We start from the raw sequence: 22225 nt of genomic DNA on the forward strand, positions 1-22225 counted from the left end.
GCTCGCCCCAGGCTAGGCCGCGGACTGCCGTTCCCCGCGGACGTACAACCGCAGCGCGCCGTCCGTGCCGTTCACATCCTGTTCCCCTCGCGCGGCCCGCTCCTCCTCGACCGTCGCCCGCACATACCCGGCGCGCGAGGCGACGCCCTGCGACGGGACGTTGCCGGCCTCCACGGTGGCGCACAGGAGTCGTACGTCGTCCCTGGCCAGCGCCCACTCCGAGAGCGCGTTCAGTGCCTCGCTCGCGTAACCGCGGCCGCGGGCGCCCTCCACCAGGTCGTAGCCGACCTCGGCCCGGCCCTCCTCGTCGGGGGCGCCGTGGAAGCCCATGCCGCCGACCGCGAGGCCGTCCTCCTTCCTGACGAGGACGAACAGGCCGAACTCGGGGCGGTGCACGCCCGTCTCGTAGGCGTTCAGCATCATCCCGGCCGCCTCCCTCGTCCCCTCGAAGGGGCCGCCCACGATCCAGGTGAACCCGCCGTCGCCGCCCGCGCTCAGATCGGCGGCGGCCGCGGGAGTGACGCCCTGGAGGGTGAGGCGGTCGGTGGGGATGACCAGGTTGTTGCGCCAGCGCCACTCGGTGACCGGCGCGCGACCGGGCAGCTCGCCGCGGCCGGTGGCCCACAGCAGGGTGCCCCAGTGGTCGTCGGGCTCGCGCTGTACGTGCGGGAAGATCGTCGTGAGGACGAACTTGGGCAGTTCGACGGGCGGTTCGTACGCCAGGCCCAGCCCTTCGGCGATGTCGTGCGTGTGCAGCAGGACCTCCGCGACCCCCATCGCGGCGAAGCCCTCGCGGTTGGCGCTGCGGAAGGGGTACGGGTGGAAGGCGCGGACCTCGCGGGGGGTGGTGCGGACGGTGGCGGTGAGCAACGCGCCGGTGGTCTCGATGACCTGGAGCAGGCCCTCGTTGTCGGTGCCCTCGTCGAGGGTGATCTCGAACGGGACGTAGGCGCTCTGTGCGCGTCCGGCCAGGTTGGCGGCGTAGGCGATGAGGTCTTCGGCGATGTGGAACGCGGTGGTGTGGCAGTCCCACTCCAGCCGCCCGGCCCGGACGGCCGTCCAGTCCCGGTCCGCCGCCGTGCGCAGCAGTGCCACACAGCTCGCCACTGCTTCCTGTATGTGTTCCCCGCTCATGTCTCGCATGCCGAGAGGCTACGGTGCCCGGCTGGTCACAGCGACAGCATTTCCAGCTCGGAGGAGAGGTTGTAGCGGGCCGTGGCCTCCCACTTCTCGTGGCCGTACGGCGTGCTGAACAGGCGGGGCAGGTCGAGCAGTTGGCGCAGAACCGCGCAGCGGCCGGCGCGGAAGGCGTCGTTCGGCACGAAGTGGTACTCCTCGCGGACGGCGGCGGTGTAGGCGGCGTACGCGGAGGGCGGGGCGGCGAGGATCGCGAGGTCGGCGTCGCACAGGACCTGGCCGTTGCGATCGTCCGGCGCCGGGGCGTGGGTGGTGGTGAGACGGACGAGACGGGCCACCTCGGCGGTCCGCTCGGCGGGGACGCCGGCCTCCGGGAGGGCGCGTTCGGCGAGGCGGGCGGAGCGCTCCTCGTTCGTCGACCGTTCCGGCAGGTACACGGCGTCGTGGAACCAGGCCGCGAGCCGCACCGCCGGCACGTCGTCGGCGTACTCCTCCAGTACGTCGATGTGAGCGAGGACCGCCGCCAGGTGCTCGACGGTGTGGTAGCGCCGCTGCGGTTCCGACCAGCGGCGCAGCAGGGCGTCCCCGTAGCGCTCTGGGGCGATGGCGCAGGAGTCGTCGGCACGGGCCGCGAGCAGGGTGCGCAGCCAGCGGGAGCGGAGGTCTTCGAGGTCGGCCATGCCCTCATTGTCCCGGGCCGGCCGCCGGGGGCGGTGCGGGACGCCATGACCGGTGCGATCCCGCCAAGTGGGCGGCCCTCCGCTGCCGCGGCCGCTCCACCCCGTACCCTTGGATTGGACTAGACCTGTAGTTCTGCCGTCGCCGTCGAATGCCGAGGAATGGGGTCCCATGAGCAAGCGTGCAGTCCTGGAGGTGATCGCCCTCGGCGTCGAGGACGCGGTCGCCGCCCAGGCCGGGGGTGCGGACCGGCTCGAACTGGTCACCGACATGGCGGCCGACGGGTTGACGCCGTCGGTCGGGACCGTGGCCGGGATCCGGGACGCCGTCGACATCGACCTTCGCGTGATGCTCCGGCTGGCGGACGGGTTCGCGGCGGGGGACGTCGACCGACTGGCGGGGGTGGCTCGCGAGATGCGGGGGATCGGGGCCGAGGAGTTCGTGCTCGGGTTCCTCGATGCGGACGGCGGTCTGGACCTCGGGGCCGTCGAGCGGGTGGTGGGCGAGCTGGACGGATGCCGCTGGACCTTCCACCGGGCGCTGGACCGGGCCGCTGACCGGGATGCGCTGCGCAAGCAGTTGGACGGGATGCCGGGGCTGGACACGTACCTCACGGCGGGCTCCGCGGCCGGCGTGGACGACGGGCTTCCCACGCTGCTCGCGGAGGCGGCACGGGAGGGGGAGCCGGGGTACGAGCAGCGGATCCTGGTGGGCGGCGGTTTGCGTCTCGACCATGTGCCGAAGCTGCTGGCGGCAGGGATCGACGCGTTCCACATCGGCGGGGCGGCGCGGCCGGACGGCTGGGCGGGGGCGGTCTCGGCGGAGGCGGTGGCCGAGTGGCGGGCCGTGCTGGACGGGGTCGTGCGAGGGGTCGCGTAGGCAGGGGCCTCGGGGCGGGGCGGGCCGCGAGACCCGGCGCGGACGGGCCGCCGCCCGCACCCACCCGGGCCGCCCCGGCGGTACGACTGCCCGGGCCGGGGGAGCCGGGAGCGGGCCCGGCGGGAGGCGGTCGGCCGCGAATCCCCTCGGGGGCGCGCGGTCGGCCGCGAATCCCCTCCGAGGCGCGCGGTCGGCCGTGATCCCCTCGGGGGCGGCGAGCCACGCAACCAGCCCGCACCCCCGGACGCGGTACGACAGGAATGCCTCGCCCGGGGGTCCGCGGTCCGGTGGGCGGGAGCGCCCCGCCCGGCGCTCGCAGCGCGACAGGAACGGAATCTGCCCGCCTGACGCCTGCTGCCCGCTGCCCGGGTGCGACGGAATCGCCCGGCACGGAGCTCGCAGCCCGGGACGTCAGGCATCCGCCCGCCCCCGAACCGCCCGGCACAACCCCGGCGCTCAGCCCAACGGCGTCGGCAGGGCCGTCGTATGCGTCACGATCAGGCCCGACACCGCTCGCGTCAGCGCGACGTACAGCCGCCTCAGTCCCGTCCGTTCGTCAGGCTCCCCGTCCACCACGGCCTGGGGCTCGTCCAGGACGACATAGTCGTACTCCAGGCCCTTCGCGAGCGACGCGGGCACCAGCGTCAGGCGCGTCTGCCGGGTGGTCTCCTCGCCGGGCGCCAGGTACGTGATCCCCGCCGCCGCGAGCGCCTCCGACAACACCGGAATGCGCGCGTCCGCCGCGATCAGGCCGATCGAGCCCTCGTTGCGCAGCAACTCCTCGCAGGCGGCGACCACTTCGTCCGCCCCCGGCACCGCACGCACCTCGAAGAGCCCCGGGTTCTCACGGATCGACGCCACCGGCGTCAGGCCCGGCGCGATGTGCGGGAGGAGACGGGAGGCGTACGTGATCACGTCCGTCGGTACGCGGAAACCGGCCGTCAGCTCCTCGATCACGCCGTCGGACTTGCCGAGGTGGGCGAGTGCCTCGTCCCAACTCCGCGTGGCCCAGGGCGTCGTCCCCTGCGCCAGGTCACCGAGGACCGTCGCCGAACCGGTCGTGCAGCGCCGCCCGACCGCCCGGTACTGCATGGGGGACAGGTCCTGCGCCTCGTCGAGGACGACATGGCCGAGGGACGGTGTCCGGGACACGATGTCGGCCGTCTCGTCGATCAGCACCGCGTCCGCCGCGGACCACTTGGCCGACTTCACCGACCGCGCCGGCTTCGCCCACAGGATGGTCTTCTGCTCGTCCTCGCTCAGTACTCCGTCCGCGTGCACGGCGAGGAAGTCCGCGTCCGCCAGCAGCCGCAGCACGAGCTTCGCCGGCTCGACCGGTGGCCAGATCGCCTTGACGGCCGCCTTGACCGCGCTGTTGCGGGCCACGGAGTCCTGCACCCGGTCGTCCGGCGCCTCGCCCGACCGCTCCATCTGCACCAGGACCGCGTGCGCGATCCGCTGCGGAAGGGCCTCCCGGGCGGCGCCGTAGCGGATGTCGCGGGCGAGCAGCTCGCGGACCATCTCCTCGATCTCGTACGCCGGCACCCGCCAGCGGCGTGATCCGCGTACGACGACGACCGGCTCGGTCGGCAAGGTCACGTGCGAGTAGACCGCCCGCCGCAGCACCTGGGCCATCCGCGCGTCGCCCTTGATCACCGCGGCCGCCGCGTCGTCCGTGCCGCGCACCTCGACGTGGGCGACGAGGTCGTCCACGGTGGCCTGCCGGACCGTCAACTCGCCCAGCGCGGGCAGCACTTGCTCGATGTAGTGCAGGAAGGACCGGTTCGGCCCGATGACGAGCGTGCCGGTGCGGGCGAGCCGCTCACGATGGGCGTACAGCAGGTACGCCACCCGGTGCAGGCCGACGGCCGTCTTCCCGGTGCCCGGGCCTCCCTGCACGCACACGGTCCCGCCGAGCCCGGACCGCACGATCTCGTCCTGCTCCGGCTGGATCGTCGCCACGATGTCCCGCATCGGGCCGACGCGCGGGCGCTCGATCTCCTGCTGGAGCAGCTTGCTGGTCTTCGCCGCCTCCGCCGGATCGGAGAGGTGCTCGTCCTCGTACGCCGTCAGGTCGCCGCCCGTGTAGCCGAACCGGCGGCGCAGCGCGATGTCCATCGGGTCGTTCTTGGAGGCCCGGTAGAACGGCTGGGACACCGGCGCACGCCAGTCGATCACCATCGGGTCGCCCTCGGCGTCGTGCACATGCCGGCGCCCGATGTAGAAGCGCTCCCCCTCCGCGCCCTCCGCCGCCTCCACGCCCGGGGCGTGGAGGTAGTCGAGCCGGCCGAAGAACAGCGGGGTGTCGCTGAGGTCGGCCAGCGCCTTGATGCGCTCGTCGATCTGGCGGGCCAAAACCTCGGCGTTGACCCAGTTCGCGGTGACGTCGCTGATGTCGAGGGCCTCCACGTCCTCGCGCATGGCACGCAGGGCGGCGCGGGACTCGGCGAGGTGCGAGCGCTCACGGGAGAGCGGGTCGAGGGCGTCGTCGACGGGCGTGGACACGGGGGTGCCTCCGGAGGACCTGCGGGAAGGTGGGTGAGAGAGCCGACCGGTTTCCGTCCGGGCGGCGGCACTCCGCGGGGGGAGGCGGGCAAGAGCGGAGATTTTAGGGGAGAGGGGATGGCCGAGGCCAACGAATATTCCGACCGCGGCCGCCGCCGCCCGTTCCCCGTCCGCCCCCTAGGGGATGCCTCCCCCCTCACCGGGGTACGCGGTCCGTCCGGAGGTGTACGCGGAGGGGGTGCGGCTTCGGCCTGCAGGCCGATGCCGTTCTTATGTCCCCGAATCCATCATGGAGACATGAGCGCAGCAACCATTCACCCAGCACCCGTGGGTCCCCACGGAGCGACCGCGCTCCAGGGGAACCACCACCACCGCCTCGGCGAAGCCCTGCGTGCCGTCAAGGTGTTCGCGGGTGCCGCCTTCGACGTGATCATCCTCGGTGAGTACAGCGAGGAAGCGGGCGTCCGCCGCAAGTGACCCTCGCGGGACGCCCGTGCCTTCCCGCTACCCCTCCGCGAGGATCTCGTCCGCGTCCACGATCCGGTACGCGTACCCCTGTTCCGCCAGGAACCGCTGACGGTGCGCGGCGAAGTCCTGGTCGATCGTGTCGCGGGCGACGACCGAGTAGAAGTGGGCCTGGTGCCCGTCCGACTTGGGCCGCAGCACCCGGCCGAGGCGCTGGGCCTCCTCCTGGCGGGAGCCGAAGGTGCCCGAGACCTGGATGGCGACGGTCGCCTCCGGCAGGTCGATCGAGAAGTTCGCGACCTTGGAGACCACCAGCACGCTGATCTCGCCCTCGCGGAACGCGTCGAACAGCTTCTCGCGCTGGGCGTTCGACGTCTCACCCTTGATCACGGGCGCGTTCAGATGCTCGCCCAGCTCGTCGAGCTGGTCGATGTACTGCCCGATGACCAGGATCTGCTGCCCGGCGAACCGGCGGACCAGGGCCTCGGTGACCTTCCGCTTGGTGTCGGTCGTCGCGCAGAAGCGGTACTTCTCCTCCTGCTCGGCGGTGGCGTACGCGAGCCGCTCGGAGTCGGTGAGGTTGACCCGCACCTCCACGCAGTCCGCGGGCGCGATGTAGCCCTGCGCCTCGATCTCCTTCCAGGGAGCGTCGAAACGCTTCGGCCCGATCAGCGAGAACACGTCCGACTCCCGCCCGTCCTCCCGGACGAGGGTCGCGGTCAGTCCGAGTCGGCGCCGGGCCTGGAGATCGGCGGTGAACTTGAAGACGGGCGCGGGCAGCAGGTGCACCTCGTCGTAGACGATGAGCCCCCAGTCCCGGGAGTCGAAGAGCTCCAGGTGCGGATAGACACCCTTCCGCTTCGTCGTCAGCACCTGGTACGTGGCGATGGTGACGGGGCGGATCTCCTTCCGCGTCCCGCTGTACTCGCCGATCTCGTCCTCCGTCAGCGACGTCCGCTTCACCAGTTCGTGCTTCCACTGCCGGGCGGACACGGTGTTGGTGACCAGGATCAGGGTGGTCGACTTCGCCTGCGCCATGGACCCGGCGCCGACGAGCGTCTTCCCGGCGCCGCACGGCAGGACGACGACACCGCTGCCGCCGTGCCAGAAGTTCTCCACGGCCTGCTTCTGGTACGGCCGCAGCGCCCAGCCGTCCTCGGCCAGCTCGATCGGATGCGCCTCACCGTCGACGTACCCGGCGAGATCCTCGGCCGGCCAGCCCAGCTTCAGCAGCGTCTGCTTGATCTGCCCGCGCTCGGAGGGGTGCACGGCGACGGTGTCCGGGTCGATGCGGGCGCCGACGAGGGGCGCGATCCGCTTGGAGCGCAGCACCTCCTCCAGGACCGGGCGGTCGGTGGTGGTGAGGACGAGGCCGTGCGCGGGGTGCTTGGAGAGGGTCAGCCGGCCGTACCGGTCCATCGTGTCGGCGATGTCGACGAGCAGCGCGTGCGGCACGGGGTAGCGGCTGTAGGTCACCAGCGCGTCCACGACCTGCTCGGCGTCGTGCCCGGCCGCACGCGCGTTCCACAGGCCGAGCGGTGTCACTCGGTAGGTGTGGATGTGCTCGGGCGCCCGCTCAAGCTCCGCGAACGCCGCGATCGCCCGACGGCACGCGTCCGCCTGCTCGTGGTCGACCTCCAGGAGCAGGGTCTTGTCCGACTGGACGATCAGTGGTCCGTTCACGCGCGGCTGCCTTTCCGGATGCTCGGTGGGGCCAAACGTCCAGTGTGCCTGATCCTCCTCGTAGTCCTACAGGATGTCTTTTCATTCGTGTGAGTGGTGTGGTTTCACCTGGACGGCGGCGTCTGCGAAGAATGCCGACCGTGCCGCACATCAGCCGTGAGCCGTCTCCGCCCACCACCACTCTCGGGTACGCCCTGTTCGCCACCCGCTGGCTGCAGGCCCCGCTCTACTTCGGCCTCGTGGCCGCCCAGGGGGTGTACGTCTACAAGTTCTTCAACGAGTTGTGGACGTTAGTGCTCCGGTGCGTGACCGGGCGGGCGACCGAGACGTACGTCATGCTCGCCGTGCTCAAGCTCGTCGACGTCGTCATGATCGCCAATCTGCTGATCATGGTGATCGTCGGCGGTTACGAGACGTTCGTCTCCCGCATCGGTCTCCAGGGCCACCGCGACCAGCCGGAATGGCTCTCGCACGTCAACTCCAACGTGCTGAAGGTCAAGCTCGCCACCGCGATCGTGGGCATCTCCTCCGTCCATCTGCTGCAGATGTTCGTGGACGTCCACCACACCTCGCGCCACTCCCTGCTGTGGGGCACGGTGATCCACATGGCTTTCATCGCGTCGGCGGCGATCCTGGCGTACATGTCGGGGCCGATGGCCGCGCAGGCCGAGCGGGCCTCCCAGCACGCGCACCGTGAGCACCTCCCCGAGCAGGCCCCCGAACAGGTCTTCGTCCCGGCCCAGGGCGTCGCGCGCGACGACGAGCCCAGCACCGAGCAGCGGCTGCGCGCCGCCCGCTTCCCCGCCCGCAAGCTGCTGGAGGACTTCGACGCCGGGCATCCCCGCTCCTTCGACCAGGAGGCCGTGGCCCGGCTCGGCAAGCTGGACTTCGTGGCCGCCCGCCGGAACGTGGTCTTCGTGGGACCGCCCGGCAGCGGCAAGACGCATCTGGCCGTCGGTCTCGGCGTCCGCGCCTGCCAGGCGGGCCACTCGGTACTGTTCGCGACCGCTGCCGAGTGGTCCGCCCGGCTGGCCGCGGCGCGGGACGCCGGCCGCCTCGCCGAGGAACTGGAAGCGCTGGACGCCCACCCCCTGCTGATCGTCGACGAGGTCGGCTACACCCCCTTCGAGCCGGACGCCGCGGCTCTCTTCTTCCAGTTGGTCGCGCACCGCTACGAACGGGCCTCGCTGATCGTGACCAGCGACCGTCCCCTCGGCCGCTGGGACGAGATCTTCGGTGGCCCCTCCGCCCTGGCGATGGTGGACCGGCTGGCCCATCACGCCGAGGTGGTGCGGATCGACGGGGACAGCTACCGGATGCGGCGCACTAGTGCAGCGTGGGCAGAGTGAGGTTGTTGATCAGCGGTCCTTCGATGGTGACCCCCTCGGTGACCAGCGACTCCGTGCCGGCCGGGAGCGGCAGCGGGGCGGCGGGGGCCGCCGACGCCCCGGGTGCGAGGACGGTCGTCACCGCGGCCGCGGCGAGGGCGGCGGTGACGGCGGCGGAACGGGCGCGAACGGGGCGCTTGGAGGGCATGCGGAGTTCAGGGCCTTTCACGTGACGGAGGGTGGAGCGGGCCGAGGGGGCGGGCGGGCCGGTCCTGGGGCGCCGGACCGGCCCGAGCGGTGCGTCGGGGTCGGGTCAGACCTGCGGTGTCTCGACGACCAGACCGGCTACGTCGACGCTGATCGCCGCCGCCTGGGCGGTGAAGGCGCCCATCATCAGGGCTGCGGCGGCCAGGACGGTGGCGAGACGACGAGCTGTGCGCATGGTGACGACTGCCTCTCTGTTGCGCTCGCTGGAGCGTGATCAGGACACCGGGTGGCTGCCCCGCGCCGCGCGGGGGGATGCGGAAGGGCCCGTAAGGTCCCTCGACAGTTGGAAAAGCCCGGCGTGGCGTGCATGGAACGGCACGTACACCCGAAGGTGTCTCAGACGTCCTCGTCCGCGAGCTCGGCGACGCCCGTGATCCGGTGCAGCGGGTAGGTCCGCACCTCGTCCGCGGTGTGGTCGTACGCCGTCACGAACCCGCCCTCGACCCGGACCGGCGCGACTACCCGCTGACTCGCGGCGCCTTCGGCGTTGACGTACCCGATCCACAGCGCCTCGCCGGTCAGGACCGCGGCCTGCATGGCGGCGAGGGTCTCGGCTGAGGTGGTACGGGGCAGTTCGCCCCCGGTGACGGAGGTCGAGGCCGCGCTCGGCCTGCGCGGTGTCGTGGCGGCCAGGTCGCCCGCCCGGATGGCGCGGATCGCGGCCGCCAGCAGTGTGTCGTCCGGTGTCGGCGGGCCGTCCGGCACCGGCTCGGGGGCCGTGCGCGGCGGGGTGCGGTGGGCGTCGGCGCGGGTGATCAGGACGTCGCCCTCCGCCGACTCGGCGGCCGGCGCGAAGCCCATCGCGCGCAGGCCCTCCAGCAGGGCGGCCGGGTCCGCCTGGGCGGCGAGCACCGTCGGCGCGAGGCGGCGCAGCCGCAGGCCCGCGGCCCGCTTGTCGGCGAGGATCTCGTTCAGCATCGCGTCGTCGTCGCAGCGCACGTACGCCGAGGCGGCGCCCACCCGGAGATGGCCGTGCTTACGGGCCACGTCGTCGATCAGGTACGCCAGCGGCTGCGGCACCGGCGTCCGCGCGTGCTCGGCGAGGAAGGCGTGCAGGTCGGAGGCGCTGCGCCCGGCGTCCAGCGCGCGCCGCACCGAGCCCGGCGTGAACCGGTACACGGTGGCCCCGCCCTTCGACTCCACGTCGGCGAGGATCCCCAGCATGTCGGCGAGCGGCCGCCGCAACGGTCCCGGAGCCACGGCCGTGAGGTCGGCCTGGAGCAGGACGTGGTCGAGCGGCTCCGGCAGGAGCGGGGCGAGCAGCCGCGCGGCGGCGGCGGTGGCCGCGGCCTGCTCGGCGGGGGAGAGGGGCTCCGGGGGAGCGGCGGGGTGGGGGTGCTCGTGGTGGACGGGGAGCTTGTCTCCGGGGCCGGCGGGGGAACCGGACGGGTCCGACGGCGCGGCGGCCGACGGAGCGGTGGCCCGGGTACCGGACGCGGGCCTGTGGGGGGCCGTCGTGGAGGGGCCGGTGGCCGAGGGCCCGGTGCCGCCATGTGCGGCCACCGGCTTCCCGGCCGCCGCCGAGGGGCCCGGCCCCAGCAGTGCCCGCCCGTGCGCGGACAGCGCGCCCCGCCCCGTCACGCCCAGCATTTCCGCCTCGTGCAGTGTCCAGCGGGCGAGCCTGCTGCGCAGGTCGTCCTCCTGCTGAGGGCCGCGCAGCGGACGCTCCCAGCGCAGGCGGTCCAGGACGGACTCGGCGGTGGGGGAGGTGCCCTCCGGCAGTGCGGCGAGCAGGGTCAGCACCCGGTGCCGTACCTCCGGGGCGGCCGAGCGGTCCAGGCCGGGCCCCAGCGCCGACAGCGTGCGGTCCTTGGCGTCCCGGCCTCCGACCAGTCCGGCCGTACGCGTCGCCGTGAGCCAGGCCTGCGCCAGCAGACCCCAGCGCTGCGCGGCGGGCTGGTCCAGCCACTCGTCGTAGGCCGGGGTCGCCGCGTACCGCTCGTCGGCCTCGCCGTCGGAGGCCAGCAGCCCCGCGGCGTAGGCGAGTTCGACCCAGAACGCGGCGACGGGTTCGGGTACGTCCAGCGCCACGGCGGTCCGCTTGAGGTCGCGCACGCTCAGGCCGCCCGCCCGCAGCACGGCCGGGCCACCCTCGTCCCAGTCCTTCAGCAGCTCCTCGACGGTCGCCAGCGCCGTGTACGCCTGCCCCGCCGCCGTCGCGTCCACAACCTGTGGACGGTGCGTGGCGGCCGGCTCGATCACGGGCGGCAGCGGTTCGGTGGCGCGGTGCGCGCGGCCCGCACGCACGTGCAGGGCCACCTCGCGGGGCAGGACGACCGTGCCGGGCGCCGTCGGCAGCAGGAGGCCGCGGTCCAGCAGCCAGCGCAGACGGGGCGCCGGATCGGCGGTGACCTGTCCGTACGGCGGCCCCCAGACCAGACGGGACAGGACCTCCCGGGACTCTTCCGGGGCATCGGCGAGGAGCGCCGCCATCCGCCGCCGGTCGGTGAACAGCGCGGTCAGCGACGACACGGCGGACACGGCGTCGTGCGTGGACGGCAGCCCGGCCGTCGTGACGATCTCCTGGATCCGGCCCGGCGACATGCCCGCGGTGGCCTCCTGCACCGTCGGCCCCAGACCGGTCGGCGAGGGATGCTGCGGCGTGGGCGCGAGCAGCTCCCGAGCCGTGCGCACCAGCCGCAACCGGTCGTCGCCGCCCCACACCAGGGCCTGCTCGCGCAGCGTCCCCAGGGCGCGCGGCAGGGCGCCCGCGACGGTCGGATCGCCCGCGTCGCCGGTCATCAGGCCGAGCAGTTCGTCGTACGTCGCCGGATCCGCCGCCACCGCCAGCGCCTGAGCCGTCTGCAGCGCGAAGCGGTCCAGACGCTCCAGGGCGCGTACCACGGAGGCCCGGGTGCCGGCCCGGGTCGCCAGCTGGGTGAGGTCGGTGGGGACGGGCGTGATGAGGTCGGGACGGCTGCGCAGGAGCACGGCCAGGGAGACGTCGTCCCGCGCGCGGAGCGCTTCCGCGAGGGAACGGGGCGGTGCAGCCGGGTCGCTCATCCGACTCACGTTACCGGGTGCGGGGGCGGGGCTGGGGGGTGCGCGGGGCGGCTCCCGGGCGAACGGAGCGTTTCGTAGATGGCCCCCGGATGAACATCGGTCGGAGTGTTGCGGCGCCTCTGGCGACACCGCGCACCCGGTCGTCACCCTGGGCTCCCTGCCAACCACTTCACGGCTCAAGGGAATTCGGGGGAAGCGGTGAGTGAGCGGATCGAGCAGTGGATCGCGATCCTCAGTCTCGCGTTCCCCGTCGCGGCGTTCCTGTGGGAGTTCGCCGTCGTCGGCCGCAAGCGGCTCGGCTACCGGGTGCAGATGGACACCCTGGCCGCGGACGCCGCCGACAAGCCGTACGCCGACGTCCTGGGCGACATGCGGCACGACGGCCACCAGCTCCGGGACCCCTCGTTCGTCCTGCTGCGCATCGAGAACGCCGGATCGACCAAGATCGTCTCGGAGGACTACCTGGCCGACCCGGCCGATCCCTACGGCATACGGGTCACGTTCCGCAACCGCCGGGTCGCGGCCGTGGTCCTCACGGATCCGAGCAACGAGGCGCTGCGTGACTTCTTCTTCGAGGAGGTGACGGAGGGCGACACCCTCCGCATCGTCGCCAAGCCCGGTTTCCGCCGCAGCAACAACGCCGGGGACCGCACGGGCACCATCCGGCTGCCGAAGGTCACACTGCCCCGAGGCGCCGAGTACAAGGTGCTCGTGGTGCTGGAACGCTGGCCCGACGACCACACCGCCGACGCCTTCCCGGACCCCCTCGTGCAGGGCACCGACGGGCACGACCGCTGGTACGACCCGCTGGTGCGGTTCCTGCGGCTGAAGGCCACCAGGACCGAGAGCCACGTCTTCGCCTCCCGGCCCGCCTGGTGGGCCATCTGGGTCCTGATCGCGGCCGTCGTCGTCCAGGCCGGCTTCACCCTCTTCCTGCGCGACGAGCGGCGGCCCCCGCTGGACTGCGTCGAGGGCACCCTGTACCTGCACGGCTCCACCGCCTTCGCGCCGGCCGTGCGCGCCGCCGCCGAGGACTACCTCCGGCGGTGCGAGGGGGCGAACGTGGCGATCCCGCTGGAGGACGACACCTTCCGGGGCAGCACCGACGGCGTCACCGCCCTGGACGCGGCCGGTGAGGACGCGAAGGTCCCGGTCGGCGAAGGGCTCGGCGACCATCTCGCCTTCACCGACGGCCTCGCCTCCGCGGGGCACCCCCGGCTGATCCCCCGGCCCGTCGCCTTCTCCGTGTTCACCCTCGTCGTCAACAAGGACGCGGGCGTGGAGAACCTGAGTCTCGACGAGGTCCGCGCCCTCTTCGCCGGCCGCGTCCGCACCTGGTCCCAGGTCGGCGGCAACGCGGTCCCCGTCCACCTCGTCAACCGCAACCCCGGCTCCGGCACCCGCGGCGCCCTCGTCCGCAAGGTCCTCGACGGCCGGCAACCGCCCCAGTTCACCGAGACCGACTGCGCGGCCCTGGACGCCGAGGCGTACGGCCGCTGCGAGGTCAGCAGCACCGACACCATGCTCGACACCGTCGCCTCGGTCCCGGGCGCCCTCGGCTACAGCGAGGCCGCGGCGGCCGACGGCCACGGCGGCGCGGACCGCTTCGTCAAGGTGGCGATCGACGGCAGGCAGCCCACCGCCGAGGGGGTGGAGGAGACGAACTACCCGTACTGGCAGACCGAGTTCGCCTACACCTACGGCGAGCCCCCGGCCGGCTCGGTCGCCGCCGGCTTCCTGAACTTCCTCACCCGGCAGAGCGGCAGCGACCTCCTGCGCGAACACGGCCACGGCCTGTGCTCCGAGGTGCGGAACTCCGGGGAGTGCCGCCCGGTCTGACCCGCCCGGCCCGACCCGCACGCGCCGCCCCTGTCCTGCGCTAACGTCGTGCCACGGGGTATCCAACGCATACTCCCCGGAGGGGACTTCGTGGGGATCGAGAGCGACCAGGTCGTCTACGAGTATCTGAGCCGCGTCGGCGACGTGGCGCAGCAGCGGCAGCTGCCGTCGGCCACCCGCATGCGCCTGGTGTCCGAGCTGCGCGGCGAGATCGACCGGCGGCGCGCGAAGGCGCCCGTCGACAGCCCCGCCGCCGTCCGCCGCATCATCGCCCGCCTCGGCACTCCGGACGAGGTCGTCACGGCCGCCGGGGGTGCCCCCGAGCCCGCACCGCAGGGGCCGGTCACCTCCGTGCCCGTCCAGCCGGACAGCCGCGCCGAAGCCGACCGGGAACGGCCCAAGGGCCTGCGCCGCATCGTGCCGCGTCCCCGGGCCGCCGAGCCCTCGACTGCGGCCGACGACGCGCCGGCGCCGCCGCACCTCGCGAGCGCGGCCGAACTCGGGGGCAGCGCGGTCCAGCCGGACTGGTGGCGGGTGGACAGCAGCCCCTTCGGTCCGGGCGAGGACGTCCCGGGCTTCGTCGGCGGGGTGGAGATCCCTGAGATGCTCAGGCGCCCGCCCGCGCAGGACGACCCGCGGGCCGGCAAGGAAGAGCCGGCCGAGGAGCCCGCTCCGGCCGCCGTGGAGAAGGCCGAGCCGGCGCCCCGCCGCCGCCTCGTCAGGCGCCCCGCCCTCCCCGCCGGCCGCTGGAGCAACCCCCTCCTGCTGCTCGCCGCGGCCCTCCTCGTCGCCGGTGCCGTCCTCGGCAACCTCGTCGTCCTGCTCCTCGGCTGGCTCATCGCCTGGGGCTCCCGCCGCCTGTCCGACGCCGAGACCAAGTGGGCGGTCGTGATCCTTCCCGGTCTCTCCCTCACCGCGGGCGTCGTGTGGCTGTGGGGCCGCACCACCGGCCGCTGGGGCGAGCCCATCGCCGAGGGCCAGACGAACGCGGCGATCGGGGAGACCTGGCCGTGGGTGGTGCGGGGCGCGGCGCTGGCGTCGGCGCTGTTCATCGTCTGGCGTTCACAGCGCAGGACGTGAACCCGGCCACGGGCCGCACCTCACACCCGCCCGGCGTCTGCGTCGCGCGCTCCCTGGGCACAATGGCCCATATGGCCTCTTCGCTGACCGTCGGCTTCGACCTCGACATGACCCTGATCGATTCCCGTCCCGGCATCCACGCCACCTACACGGCGTTGGCCGAGCGGACGGGGACGTACATCGACGCCGACCTCGCGGTCACCCGTCTGGGCCCACCCCTGGCCGAGGAACTGCTCAACTGGTTCCCGGCGGAACAGGTCCCCGCGGTGGCCGACCTGTACCGCGAGATGTACCCCGCGATCGCCATCGCCGCGACCCCCGCCCTGCCCGGCGCCCGGGAGGCGATCGCGGCCGTGCGGGAGGCCGGCGGCCGTGCCGTCGTCGTCACCGCCAAGTACGAGCCGAACGCCAAGCTGCACCTGGCCCACCTCGGCATGGAGCCGGACGCGGTCGTGGGGAACCTCTGGGCCGAGCAGAAGGCGCAGGCCCTGCGCGAGTACGAGGCGGGCGTCTACGTCGGCGACCACGCCGGTGACGTGCGCGCCGCCCGCGCCGCGGGCACCCTGTCGGTGACGGTGGCGACCGGCCCGTACGACGCCGACCAGCTGCGCGCGCTCGGCGCGGACGTCGTCCTGACCGACCTGACCGGCTTCCCGGCCTGGCTCACCGGCTACCTGGACGCGCCGCGCGCCTGACGCCGTCCGGCCGCGACGGACCGCAGCACGCCCGCCCCGGCGACGAGGAATCCGACACCCATGAGCATGCTCAGCCCGAACATGTACGTCGGAAAAGGCGTCGTACCGAGCAGGAACGGGGCCACCGTGACCAAAGTGGCCACGGCACCGATGAAGAACACGACCGCGCCGGCACGGATCAGTCGGTCACCGGGAGCGGCGGAATTCGTTTGGGTTTTGTCACGCACTCGACCAGGGTAGTTCCCTGCGCGAGGGAACTACCGGGCGACGTCTTGTCAGCGGCCCGGGGAGCATTAGCCTTGGTACCGGCGGGTCATGGTCGACCCGCTGTAGTGCTATCAAGAGCCGTTTTCAGAAGCAGTTTTCCGACGAGTACGAGGACGAGGACAGACGTGCCTACCGGCAAGGTCAAGTGGTTCAACAGCGAGAAGGGCTTCGGCTTTCTCTCCCGTGACGACGGCGGTGACGTCTTCGTCCACTCCTCGGTCCTCCCCGCCGGAGTAGACACACTCAAGCCGGGACAGCGGGTGGAGTTCGGGGTGGTCGCCGGTCAGCGAGGTGACCAGGCGCTCTCGGTCACCCTGCTCGACCCGACGCCCTCGGTCGCGGCCGCCCAGCGCAAGAAGCCGGACGAACTGGCCTCCATCGTCCAGGACCTGACGACGCTCCTGGAGAACATCACGCCGATGCTGGAGCGCGGCCGCTACCCGGAGAAGACCGCCGGCAAGAAGATCGCGGGCCTCTTGCGCGCGGTCGCCGACCAGCTCGACGTATAGGCCCTTTCCCGGCGTTTCCGGCCTTGTGCGGAAATTCCGGCGCGTCCGGCCCGGGGGGCGCCACCAGCCCCTCGGCCGCGGTCCGCGTGACCGACCCCGGTGGCGCGGCGGCGTCGTTGTCCGCCGTCCTCCGGGTCAGGGGAAGGTGAGCGAGTCGGGTCCGAGGGGCGGCACCAGTCCCTCCGCCGCCGCCCGCGTGAGCAGTCCCCGCACCGCGGCGTAGCCGTCCTCGCCCAGGTCGGCGGTGAACTCGTTGACATACAGCCCGATGTGCTGGTCGGCGACGGCCGGGTCCATCTCCTGGGCGTGCTCCATGACGTACGGGCGGGAGGCCTCGGGGTCGTCCCAGGCGGCCCGTACGGACGTCCGGATCGCGTCGGCGAGCAGCCGCAGCCTCTCCGCGCCCAGCGACCGCTTGGCGATGATCGCGCCCAGCGGAATGGGCAGCCCGGTCGTGTCCTCCCAGTGCTCGCCCATGTCGGCGAGCCGGTGCAGCCCGTAGTTCTGGTACGTGAAGCGCGCCTCGTGGATGACGAGCCCCGCGTCGACCTTCCCGTCCCGCACCGCGGGCATGATCTCGTGGAATGGCATGACCACGATCTCGCCGACCCGGCCGGGCAGCGTGTCCGCGGCCCACAGGCGGAACAGCAGGTACGCCGTCGACGTCTCGCTGGGCACCGCGACCGTACGGCCGGTGAGGTCCATCCCCGCCTCCCGCGTCAGCACCAGCGGTCCGCACCCCCGCCCCAGCGCTCCCCCGCAGGGCAGCAGGGCGTACGTGTCCAGGACGTAGGGCAGCACGGCGTACGACACCTTCAGGACGTCGAACTCGCCGCGCTCGGCCATGCCGTTGGTGATGTCGATGTCGGCGAACGTGACGTCGAGCGCGGGGGCGCCGGGGACGCGGTCGTGGGCGAGGGCGTCGAAGACGAAGGTGTCGTTGGGGCAGGGGGAGTACGCGATCTCAAGGGGCGGTCGCTGCTGTTCACCGGTCATGCGGGTGCCAACTCTCCAGGACGGGTGCGAGCTTCCCGAACGCCTCCGCGAGGGCCGCCAGCGCGTCGCCGATGCGCCAGGCGGCACGGTCGCGGGGGCCGACGGGGTTGGAGACCGCGCGCAGCTCCAGCACGGGCGTGCGGTGGGCGGCCGCGGCCTCGGCGACGCCGAAGCCCTCCATGGCCTCGGCGAGGGCGGTGGGGTGGCGCCGCAGGAGCCGCGCGGCGCGCTCGGCGGTGCCGGTCACCGTGGAGACGGTGAGGACGGCGCCGCGGCGGGCGCCGGTGGCGGCCGCGACCTCTCGTACGAGTGCTTCGGGCGGACGGTGGGTGACGGTGCCGAAGCCCAGTTCGGTGACGGGCAGGAAGCCGTCCGGGGTCTGCGCGCCGAGGTCGGCGGCCGTGATCTCGTCGGCGACGACCAGGGAGGCGACGGGGGCGTGGGGTGCGAAACCGCCGGCGATCCCGGTCGAGACGACCAGCCCGTAGGGGGCGCCCTGAAGGGCGGCGGTGGTGAGGGCGGTGGCGGTGGCGGCGGCGGCCCGGGCGGGTCCCACGCCGACGGCGATCAGGTCGGCGCCGGGAGCCGTGAGCGCCCCGGCCACCGCCTCCCGCTCCGCCGGGACCGCGGTGGCCACGAGGACCCGTACTGCGGCGGACGTGGTCAGCTGTCCTTCTTGAGCTTGAAGGACCACAGACCCGTCACGTCCTTCTCGCCCTCCTTGATCGACACCAGCGTCGAGTCGCCGCTGGCGCCGTACTGGGCGTTGAAGAACACGCTGCCCGGGATGGTGCGGTACGTCTTCTTGCTGGAGTCGGTGAGCGGCTGGCCGTTCATGAGGATGGTCCAGCCCTCGTCCGCGATCTCCGGGTCGACACCGAAGCGCACGGTCTCGTCCGGGTCGACCGAGATGGACTCCAGGTTCTTGTCCTTCAGGCACTTCGCCAGGTCCGGCGTCTTCAGGGCGTCGCCCTCACCGCCGCAGGTGGCCTCGGAGTGCACGGAGGAGGAGCCGACCGTGATCGTGGCCAGCGGCGTCGGCTTGTCGCAGGCCGACAGGACGAGCAGTCCGGCGCAAACGGCGCCGGCGGCGGCGACGGCGCGGCGGCGTCGCACAGCCCGGTGTACATCAGCGGCTTCGCCGCGGGGCAGCGTGGTCATGGGCGAAGGCTATCGGGCGGGCGTGGCGCTCTCTCCACGTGGGGGCGGCGTGCCGCCGGTCCCGGCCGCCCTCAGGCCACCCGTGGCCGCGCGTGCCCGCCGTGCCGTGCCGAGCCGATCAGGCCCTTGACGGTGGTCAGCCAGCCGATGGCGACGATCGCCGCTCCGACCAGCAGTCCGAGGGAGCCCCGCAGCGGCAGCACGATGCCGATCGCGCCGCCGAGCACCCAGGACATCTGGAGCAGTGTCTCCGAGCGGGCGAACGCCGAGGTGCGCACCAGCTCGGGCACGTCCCGCTGGATCAGCGCGTCCAGCGACAGTTTGGCCAGCGCCTGGGCGAACCCGGCGACCCCCGCCAGGCACGCCACCAGGACCGTGCTGAAAAACGCCGCGGCCGTGAGCGCCACGCCCACCACCAGGCCCAGGACGGACACGATGATGATCTCCGGCGCCCGGGATCTGAGCCATGCCCCGACGGCCGTACCGAGCGCGTTCCCGGCCCCGGCCGCGACGGCCACGATCCCCAGCGACACCGCGGCGCTCTGCCCGGACATCGGATGCTCGCGCAACAGGAACGCGAGGAAGAAGATCAGGAAGCCGGACTGGCAGCGGATGGCCGCGTTGGCCGTGAGGGCGTGGGTGACGGCGATGCCGACCGTGCGCAGTCCCGGGCGCTTGACGGGTTTGCGGTGCGGCCCGTGCAGATGCTGCTCGTCGGCCGCCAGCAGCGCGGTGTCCTCGCCCTTGGCCGAGTCGACCTTCCGCGGCAGCGAGAAGGACAGGAACGTACCGGCGATGAAGATGACGAAGGCGCCGTACAGCGGCCAGCGCGGCCCGATGGCCTGCAGCCCGGCCCCGACCGGCGCCGCCACGCCGGTGGCGAGGAGGCCGCCCAGGGTGACCCGGGAGTTCGCCTTCACCAGGGAGAACCGCGGTGGCAGCAGACGGGGCACGACGGCGCTTCTGACGACCCCGTACGCCTTCGAGGCGACCAGCACCCCGAGGGCGGCCGGATACAACTGGAGATCGCCGCTGACGACGGCGCTGGACAGGACCAGGGCGAGCAGCGCCCGGGCGAGCATGGCGCCGGCCATCGCGGCGCGGCGGCCGTGCGGAAGGCGGTCGAGGAGAGGGCCGATCACCGGCGCGAGAAGCGTGAACGGCGCCATGGTGATGCCGAGGTAGAGCGCGACCCGGCCACGGGCCTCGTCGGTGGGGACGGAGAAGAAGACGGTGGAGGCGAGGGCGACGGTGATCATCATGTCCCCGGCGCCGTTGACCGCGTGCAGTTCGATCAGCTTTCCGAGGCCGGACTCGCCGGCGCCCTGCGCGTGGGTGGCCTTGCGGATGCCGCGGGCGGTGCCGGTGACGGGGAAGTGCAGGGCACGGCCCACCGCGCGGAGGGAGCCGCGCATCCGGCCCGTTCCGCCACCTCGACTGCGGCCTCCCTTGTCCCCACCGACACCGGTGGCTCCTCGGGGCGGCCTCGCGGTTGCCACGACGCAATAGTGCCCCGAGATGGGGGAGGCTAGTGCGGTTACGGCGCGTATGGAGGGCAGTGACCCATGGCGCCGGACCGGTTTTGCCACCGCCGCGCAGCGGTGAAAGGGCCGTCGGTGTAGGCCCAGCGCTCGCGAACAGGTAGCGTGCGTATCTCAGCCATCCCGCACAATGGATGACGTAGGTGCGCCCGAGCGCGTTTCGGACGCGGACGTCGACGCGGCCCACAGGTCCGCTCCGTCCGTCCCGTTGCCCTTGAGGACCGCACCCGAGTGACGGCGTAGGAGAGAAGCGATACCTGTGAGCGCAGCGACAACGCGAAGCCGCACCCCCGACCGTCTGTGCGCCGAGGCGGTCGACCTCGCGCGCAGCGCAGCCGAGGAGGCCGCCGCGCCCGGCGTGGTGGGCGAGCACGCGGGCCTGGTCTCCGAGGGCGACCGCGTTGTCACGCACTTCTTCGAGTGCAAGGAACTCGGGTACCGCGGCTGGCGCTGGGCGGTGACCGTGGCCCGGGCGTCGCGGGCGAAGGTCGTGACCCTGGACGAGGTCGTCCTGCTCCCCGGCCCGGACGCCCTTCTCGCCCCCGAGTGGGTGCCGTGGAGCGAGCGCCTGCGTCCCGGCGACATGGGTCCGGGCGATCTGCTGCCCACGGACGCCGAGGACCTGCGCCTGGAGCCCGGCTGGTCCGGCGAGGACGAGCCCGCGCCGAACACGGCCGTCTCCGAGGAGATGGCGGAGCTGGTGGAGGCGGAGGACGCGGAGGTCGCGGGTGGCGTTCCCGCCAAGCTCGCCGTCGCGCCCTCGCGTGGCTCGATCGCCGCGGTGGCGGAGGAACTGGGCATGCGCCGCGCCCGCGTCCTGTCCCGCTACGGCCTGCACACCGCCGCGGACCGCTGGGAGGAGGCGTTCGGCGCGAAGACGCCCATGGCCCAGGCGGCCCCCGCCTCCTGCGTCACCTGCGGCTTCCTGGCGCCGATCGGCGGTTCGCTGGGCCAGGCCTTCGGCGTCTGCGCCAACGAGTTCTCCCCGGCCGACGGCCGCGTGGTGTCGCTGACGTACGGCTGCGGCGGCCACTCCGAGGCCGCGGTGATGCCCAAGCCGCCCCGTCCGGCTCCGCCGGTGATCGACGAGACCCGGGTGGACCCGTTCCCGCTGCGCCCGGCGCCGGACTCGGGATCGGTGCCGGTGACTTCGGACGACGACTCGGCGGAGCTGGGGCACTCGTAGGGTCAGGCGTTCTCCTGCCCCTCAGCGGGTGGCGGGTGGTCGCGCGTCTCGGTGACCCGCTCGCCGTCCGTGCGGGAGACGATCTCGACGGCGGCGGCCGCCCTCTGCCCCGGGGGTGATGATCCGCCTACGATGGGCCGGGTCGGCTACGGGTTGGCTGCGTGGAGGGGGGACCATGCAGGTCGAGGTTCTCGCGGCTCTGATCACCGCCGCGGGCGCCGTATGGGTCGGGTACGCGTCCCGTGGCACGGACCGCCCCCACATCGGCGGACCGTTGATGAGCATGAGCCGGCGCTGCGGCTCGATCCGGGGAGTGGCCGCCGCCGCGCGGAAGGACTGCGAGCAGGCGCTGGAGCGGCTTCGGCGTGGACTGCCTCCGGAGCGCACGGCGGCAGCGCGGGACCAGTGGTTCGAGGAGGCGCGCGTCGGTGAGGTGCTGGTCGACGAGTACCGCTTCGACGTGGAGCACTTCGACCGAGCTGTCCGCCACTACCGGAATCAGGTTCGTACCGTGGGTGAGAAGCTCGACGAGCTGGCCCGCTCCACCTCGGCCGAACCGGGTTCGCGGGACCGGGAACTGGCTGATGTGCGGCTGGAGCTGGAACGGTTCGAGGCGTCGCTCCGTAGCGTCGACGGACACTTCCACCTGGCCGCGAAGGACTATCTGGAGCGGCAGGTGATCCAGCCGAAGCCCTGGGCGGCACACCGGCTGCGCAAGCGGGCGACGAAGCGGTACGACCTCGCGGCACGCCGCGCCGAGGAGGACATGCTCGGCCTGCTCCCGGCGCAGCGTGACGGACGGCGTCCTGAAAGCGGCGGCGCACCGCCGGACCCCGAGCCGCTCTCGGGCGGTGATCCCGCAGCGCCCGCTGAGCCGCCCCCCTGCGGCTACTGCATCTGGCGTTGCCCGCACGCGCCCGCCGGAACCGGCTCCCTCGGGGCATGACCCCCCGGCCGCCTCGCCGACCGTGCCGCATGCCCTGACTCACCTCTGATCTGCACCCGC

General features: G+C 73.1%; 21 protein-coding genes. 9 read left to right on the plus strand and 12 right to left on the minus strand.

Features of this window, described 5'->3' with window-relative positions; genetic code table 11:
• Nucleotides 1-12: 12 nt before the first annotated feature.
• Both ACWCPI_RS13860 and ACWCPI_RS13865 read right to left on the minus strand, forming a co-directional pair.
• Entirely contained in the window at nt 13-1143 is a 1131-nt protein-coding gene (locus tag ACWCPI_RS13860; protein WP_451038317.1) for a GNAT family N-acetyltransferase, read from the minus strand.
• Between the two features lie 26 nt (nt 1144-1169).
• Entirely contained in the window at nt 1170-1817 is a 648-nt protein-coding gene (locus ACWCPI_RS13865; RefSeq protein ID WP_451038318.1) for an HD domain-containing protein, read from the minus strand.
• 169 nt (nt 1818-1986) lie between these two features.
• Between ACWCPI_RS13865 and ACWCPI_RS13870 the strand changes: the two genes are divergently transcribed.
• Nucleotides 1987-2694 (plus strand): copper homeostasis protein CutC, encoded by a 708-nt coding sequence (locus tag ACWCPI_RS13870; protein WP_451038319.1) that lies wholly within the window; start codon nt 1987-1989, stop codon nt 2692-2694.
• 456 nt (nt 2695-3150) lie between these two features.
• On the opposite strand, the gene ACWCPI_RS13875 is transcribed toward ACWCPI_RS13870, so the two are convergent.
• Nucleotides 3151-5199, minus strand: a complete 2049-nt coding sequence (locus tag ACWCPI_RS13875) for a HelD family protein (RefSeq protein ID WP_451038320.1) — start codon at nt 5197-5199, stop codon at nt 3151-3153.
• 297 nt (nt 5200-5496) lie between these two features.
• On the opposite strand from ACWCPI_RS13875, the gene ACWCPI_RS13880 reads away from it, so the two are divergent.
• Entirely contained in the window at nt 5497-5676 is a 180-nt protein-coding gene (locus ACWCPI_RS13880; RefSeq protein WP_451038321.1) for a hypothetical protein, read from the plus strand.
• A 27-nt stretch (nt 5677-5703) separates the two neighbouring features.
• On the opposite strand, the gene ACWCPI_RS13885 is transcribed toward ACWCPI_RS13880, so the two are convergent.
• On the minus strand, nt 5704-7347 hold the full coding sequence (locus tag ACWCPI_RS13885; RefSeq protein WP_451038322.1) for a DNA repair helicase XPB: 1644 nt from the start codon (nt 7345-7347) through the stop codon (nt 5704-5706).
• A gap of 131 nt (nt 7348-7478) precedes the next feature.
• Here ACWCPI_RS13885 and istB point away from each other — a divergent pair, with 131 nt between their 5' ends.
• Nucleotides 7479-8696, plus strand: coding sequence for an IS21-like element helper ATPase IstB (gene istB / locus ACWCPI_RS13890; RefSeq protein ID WP_451038323.1), 1218 nt, complete (start codon nt 7479-7481; stop codon nt 8694-8696).
• Here the strand turns inward: istB and ACWCPI_RS13895 are convergent.
• The 3 genes from ACWCPI_RS13895 to ACWCPI_RS13905 form a co-directional block, all read right to left on the minus strand.
• A complete protein-coding gene (locus tag ACWCPI_RS13895) occupies nt 8674-8904 on the minus strand; it encodes a hypothetical protein (protein WP_451038324.1) in 231 nt (76 codons plus the stop codon). The two genes, istB and ACWCPI_RS13895, sit on opposite strands and share 23 nt — an antisense overlap.
• Nucleotides 8905-8988: 84 nt before the next feature.
• Nucleotides 8989-9117, minus strand: a complete 129-nt coding sequence (locus ACWCPI_RS13900) for a hypothetical protein (protein WP_388807462.1) — start codon at nt 9115-9117, stop codon at nt 8989-8991.
• Nucleotides 9118-9278: 161 nt separating this feature from the next.
• The gene (locus ACWCPI_RS13905) at nt 9279-11945 is read right to left on the minus strand and encodes a helicase-associated domain-containing protein (RefSeq protein ID WP_451038325.1); all 2667 of its coding nucleotides are present in this window, start codon (nt 11943-11945) and stop codon (nt 9279-9281) included.
• 198 nt (nt 11946-12143) lie between these two features.
• On the opposite strand from ACWCPI_RS13905, the gene ACWCPI_RS13910 reads away from it, so the two are divergent.
• The 3 genes from ACWCPI_RS13910 to ACWCPI_RS13920 all read left to right on the plus strand — a co-directional run bounded on the left by ACWCPI_RS13910 (nt 12144) and on the right by ACWCPI_RS13920 (nt 15559).
• Nucleotides 12144-13784, plus strand: a complete 1641-nt coding sequence (locus ACWCPI_RS13910; RefSeq protein WP_451038326.1) for a substrate-binding domain-containing protein — start codon at nt 12144-12146, stop codon at nt 13782-13784.
• A 90-nt stretch (nt 13785-13874) separates the two neighbouring features.
• A complete protein-coding gene (locus tag ACWCPI_RS13915; RefSeq protein WP_451038327.1) occupies nt 13875-14864 on the plus strand; it encodes a hypothetical protein in 990 nt (329 codons plus the stop codon).
• 62 nt (nt 14865-14926) lie between these two features.
• Nucleotides 14927-15559 carry an HAD family hydrolase gene (locus ACWCPI_RS13920; RefSeq protein ID WP_451038525.1) on the plus strand — a complete coding sequence of 211 codons (633 nt, stop codon included), beginning with the start codon at nt 14927-14929 and terminating at the stop codon, nt 15557-15559.
• Here the strand turns inward: ACWCPI_RS13920 and ACWCPI_RS13925 are convergent.
• Complete coding sequence (locus tag ACWCPI_RS13925; RefSeq protein WP_037887985.1) at nt 15535-15786, minus strand: hypothetical protein; 252 nt, start codon at nt 15784-15786, stop codon at nt 15535-15537. The genes ACWCPI_RS13920 and ACWCPI_RS13925 overlap by 25 nt on opposite strands.
• A 165-nt stretch (nt 15787-15951) precedes the next feature.
• Between ACWCPI_RS13925 and ACWCPI_RS13930 the strand changes: the two genes are divergently transcribed.
• Nucleotides 15952-16335, plus strand: a complete 384-nt coding sequence (locus ACWCPI_RS13930) for a cold-shock protein (protein WP_217206711.1) — start codon at nt 15952-15954, stop codon at nt 16333-16335.
• Nucleotides 16336-16470: 135 nt separating this feature from the next.
• Here the strand turns inward: ACWCPI_RS13930 and ACWCPI_RS13935 are convergent, their stop codons facing one another.
• The 4 genes from ACWCPI_RS13935 to ACWCPI_RS13950 form a co-directional block, all read right to left on the minus strand.
• On the minus strand, nt 16471-17331 hold the full coding sequence (locus ACWCPI_RS13935) for a 1,4-dihydroxy-6-naphthoate synthase (protein ID WP_451038328.1): 861 nt from the start codon (nt 17329-17331) through the stop codon (nt 16471-16473).
• Nucleotides 17321-18025, minus strand: a complete 705-nt coding sequence (locus ACWCPI_RS13940) for a futalosine hydrolase (protein ID WP_451038329.1) — start codon at nt 18023-18025, stop codon at nt 17321-17323. Before ACWCPI_RS13940 ends, ACWCPI_RS13935 begins: the two co-directional genes overlap by 11 nt.
• Nucleotides 17995-18492: a DUF2771 domain-containing protein gene (locus ACWCPI_RS13945; RefSeq protein ID WP_451038330.1), complete on the minus strand. Its 498-nt coding sequence runs from the start codon at nt 18490-18492 to the stop codon at nt 17995-17997. The genes ACWCPI_RS13940 and ACWCPI_RS13945 overlap by 31 nt, the downstream gene beginning before the upstream one ends.
• 71 nt (nt 18493-18563) lie before the next feature.
• On the minus strand, nt 18564-19991 hold the full coding sequence (locus ACWCPI_RS13950) for an MFS transporter (RefSeq protein WP_451038331.1): 1428 nt from the start codon (nt 19989-19991) through the stop codon (nt 18564-18566).
• A gap of 301 nt (nt 19992-20292) precedes the next feature.
• Here ACWCPI_RS13950 and ACWCPI_RS13955 point away from each other — a divergent pair, with 301 nt between their 5' ends.
• Together ACWCPI_RS13955 and ACWCPI_RS13960 are read left to right on the plus strand one after the other, a co-directional pair.
• Nucleotides 20293-21219, plus strand: coding sequence for a DUF3027 domain-containing protein (locus ACWCPI_RS13955; RefSeq protein ID WP_451038332.1), 927 nt, complete (start codon nt 20293-20295; stop codon nt 21217-21219).
• Between the two features lie 175 nt (nt 21220-21394).
• Nucleotides 21395-22165: a hypothetical protein gene (locus ACWCPI_RS13960; protein WP_451038333.1), complete on the plus strand. Its 771-nt coding sequence runs from the start codon at nt 21395-21397 to the stop codon at nt 22163-22165.
• Nucleotides 22166-22225 lie beyond the last annotated feature (60 nt).

The organism is Streptomyces sp. NPDC001920, assembly GCF_053594495.1.

Excerpts from the sequence above, each read along its gene's own strand:
- istB (WP_451038323.1), top strand. The coding sequence starts at position 7,479 with ATGCCGACCGTGCCGCACATCAGCCGTGAGCCGTCTCCGCCCACCACC.
- ACWCPI_RS13860 (WP_451038317.1), bottom strand. The coding sequence starts at position 1,143 with ATGCGAGACATGAGCGGGGAACACATACAGGAAGCAGTGGCGAGCTGT.
- ACWCPI_RS13960 (WP_451038333.1), top strand. The coding sequence starts at position 21,395 with ATGCAGGTCGAGGTTCTCGCGGCTCTGATCACCGCCGCGGGCGCCGTA.
- ACWCPI_RS13900 (WP_388807462.1), bottom strand. The coding sequence starts at position 9,117 with ATGCGCACAGCTCGTCGTCTCGCCACCGTCCTGGCCGCCGCAGCCCTG.
- ACWCPI_RS13905 (WP_451038325.1), bottom strand. The coding sequence starts at position 11,945 with ATGAGCGACCCGGCTGCACCGCCCCGTTCCCTCGCGGAAGCGCTCCGC.
- ACWCPI_RS13880 (WP_451038321.1), top strand. The coding sequence starts at position 5,497 with ATGAGCGCAGCAACCATTCACCCAGCACCCGTGGGTCCCCACGGAGCG.
- ACWCPI_RS13865 (WP_451038318.1), bottom strand. The coding sequence starts at position 1,817 with ATGGCCGACCTCGAAGACCTCCGCTCCCGCTGGCTGCGCACCCTGCTC.
- ACWCPI_RS13945 (WP_451038330.1), bottom strand. The coding sequence starts at position 18,492 with ATGACCACGCTGCCCCGCGGCGAAGCCGCTGATGTACACCGGGCTGTG.
- ACWCPI_RS13870 (WP_451038319.1), top strand. The coding sequence starts at position 1,987 with ATGAGCAAGCGTGCAGTCCTGGAGGTGATCGCCCTCGGCGTCGAGGAC.
- ACWCPI_RS13920 (WP_451038525.1), top strand. The coding sequence starts at position 14,927 with ATGGCCCATATGGCCTCTTCGCTGACCGTCGGCTTCGACCTCGACATG.
- ACWCPI_RS13935 (WP_451038328.1), bottom strand. The coding sequence starts at position 17,331 with ATGACCGGTGAACAGCAGCGACCGCCCCTTGAGATCGCGTACTCCCCC.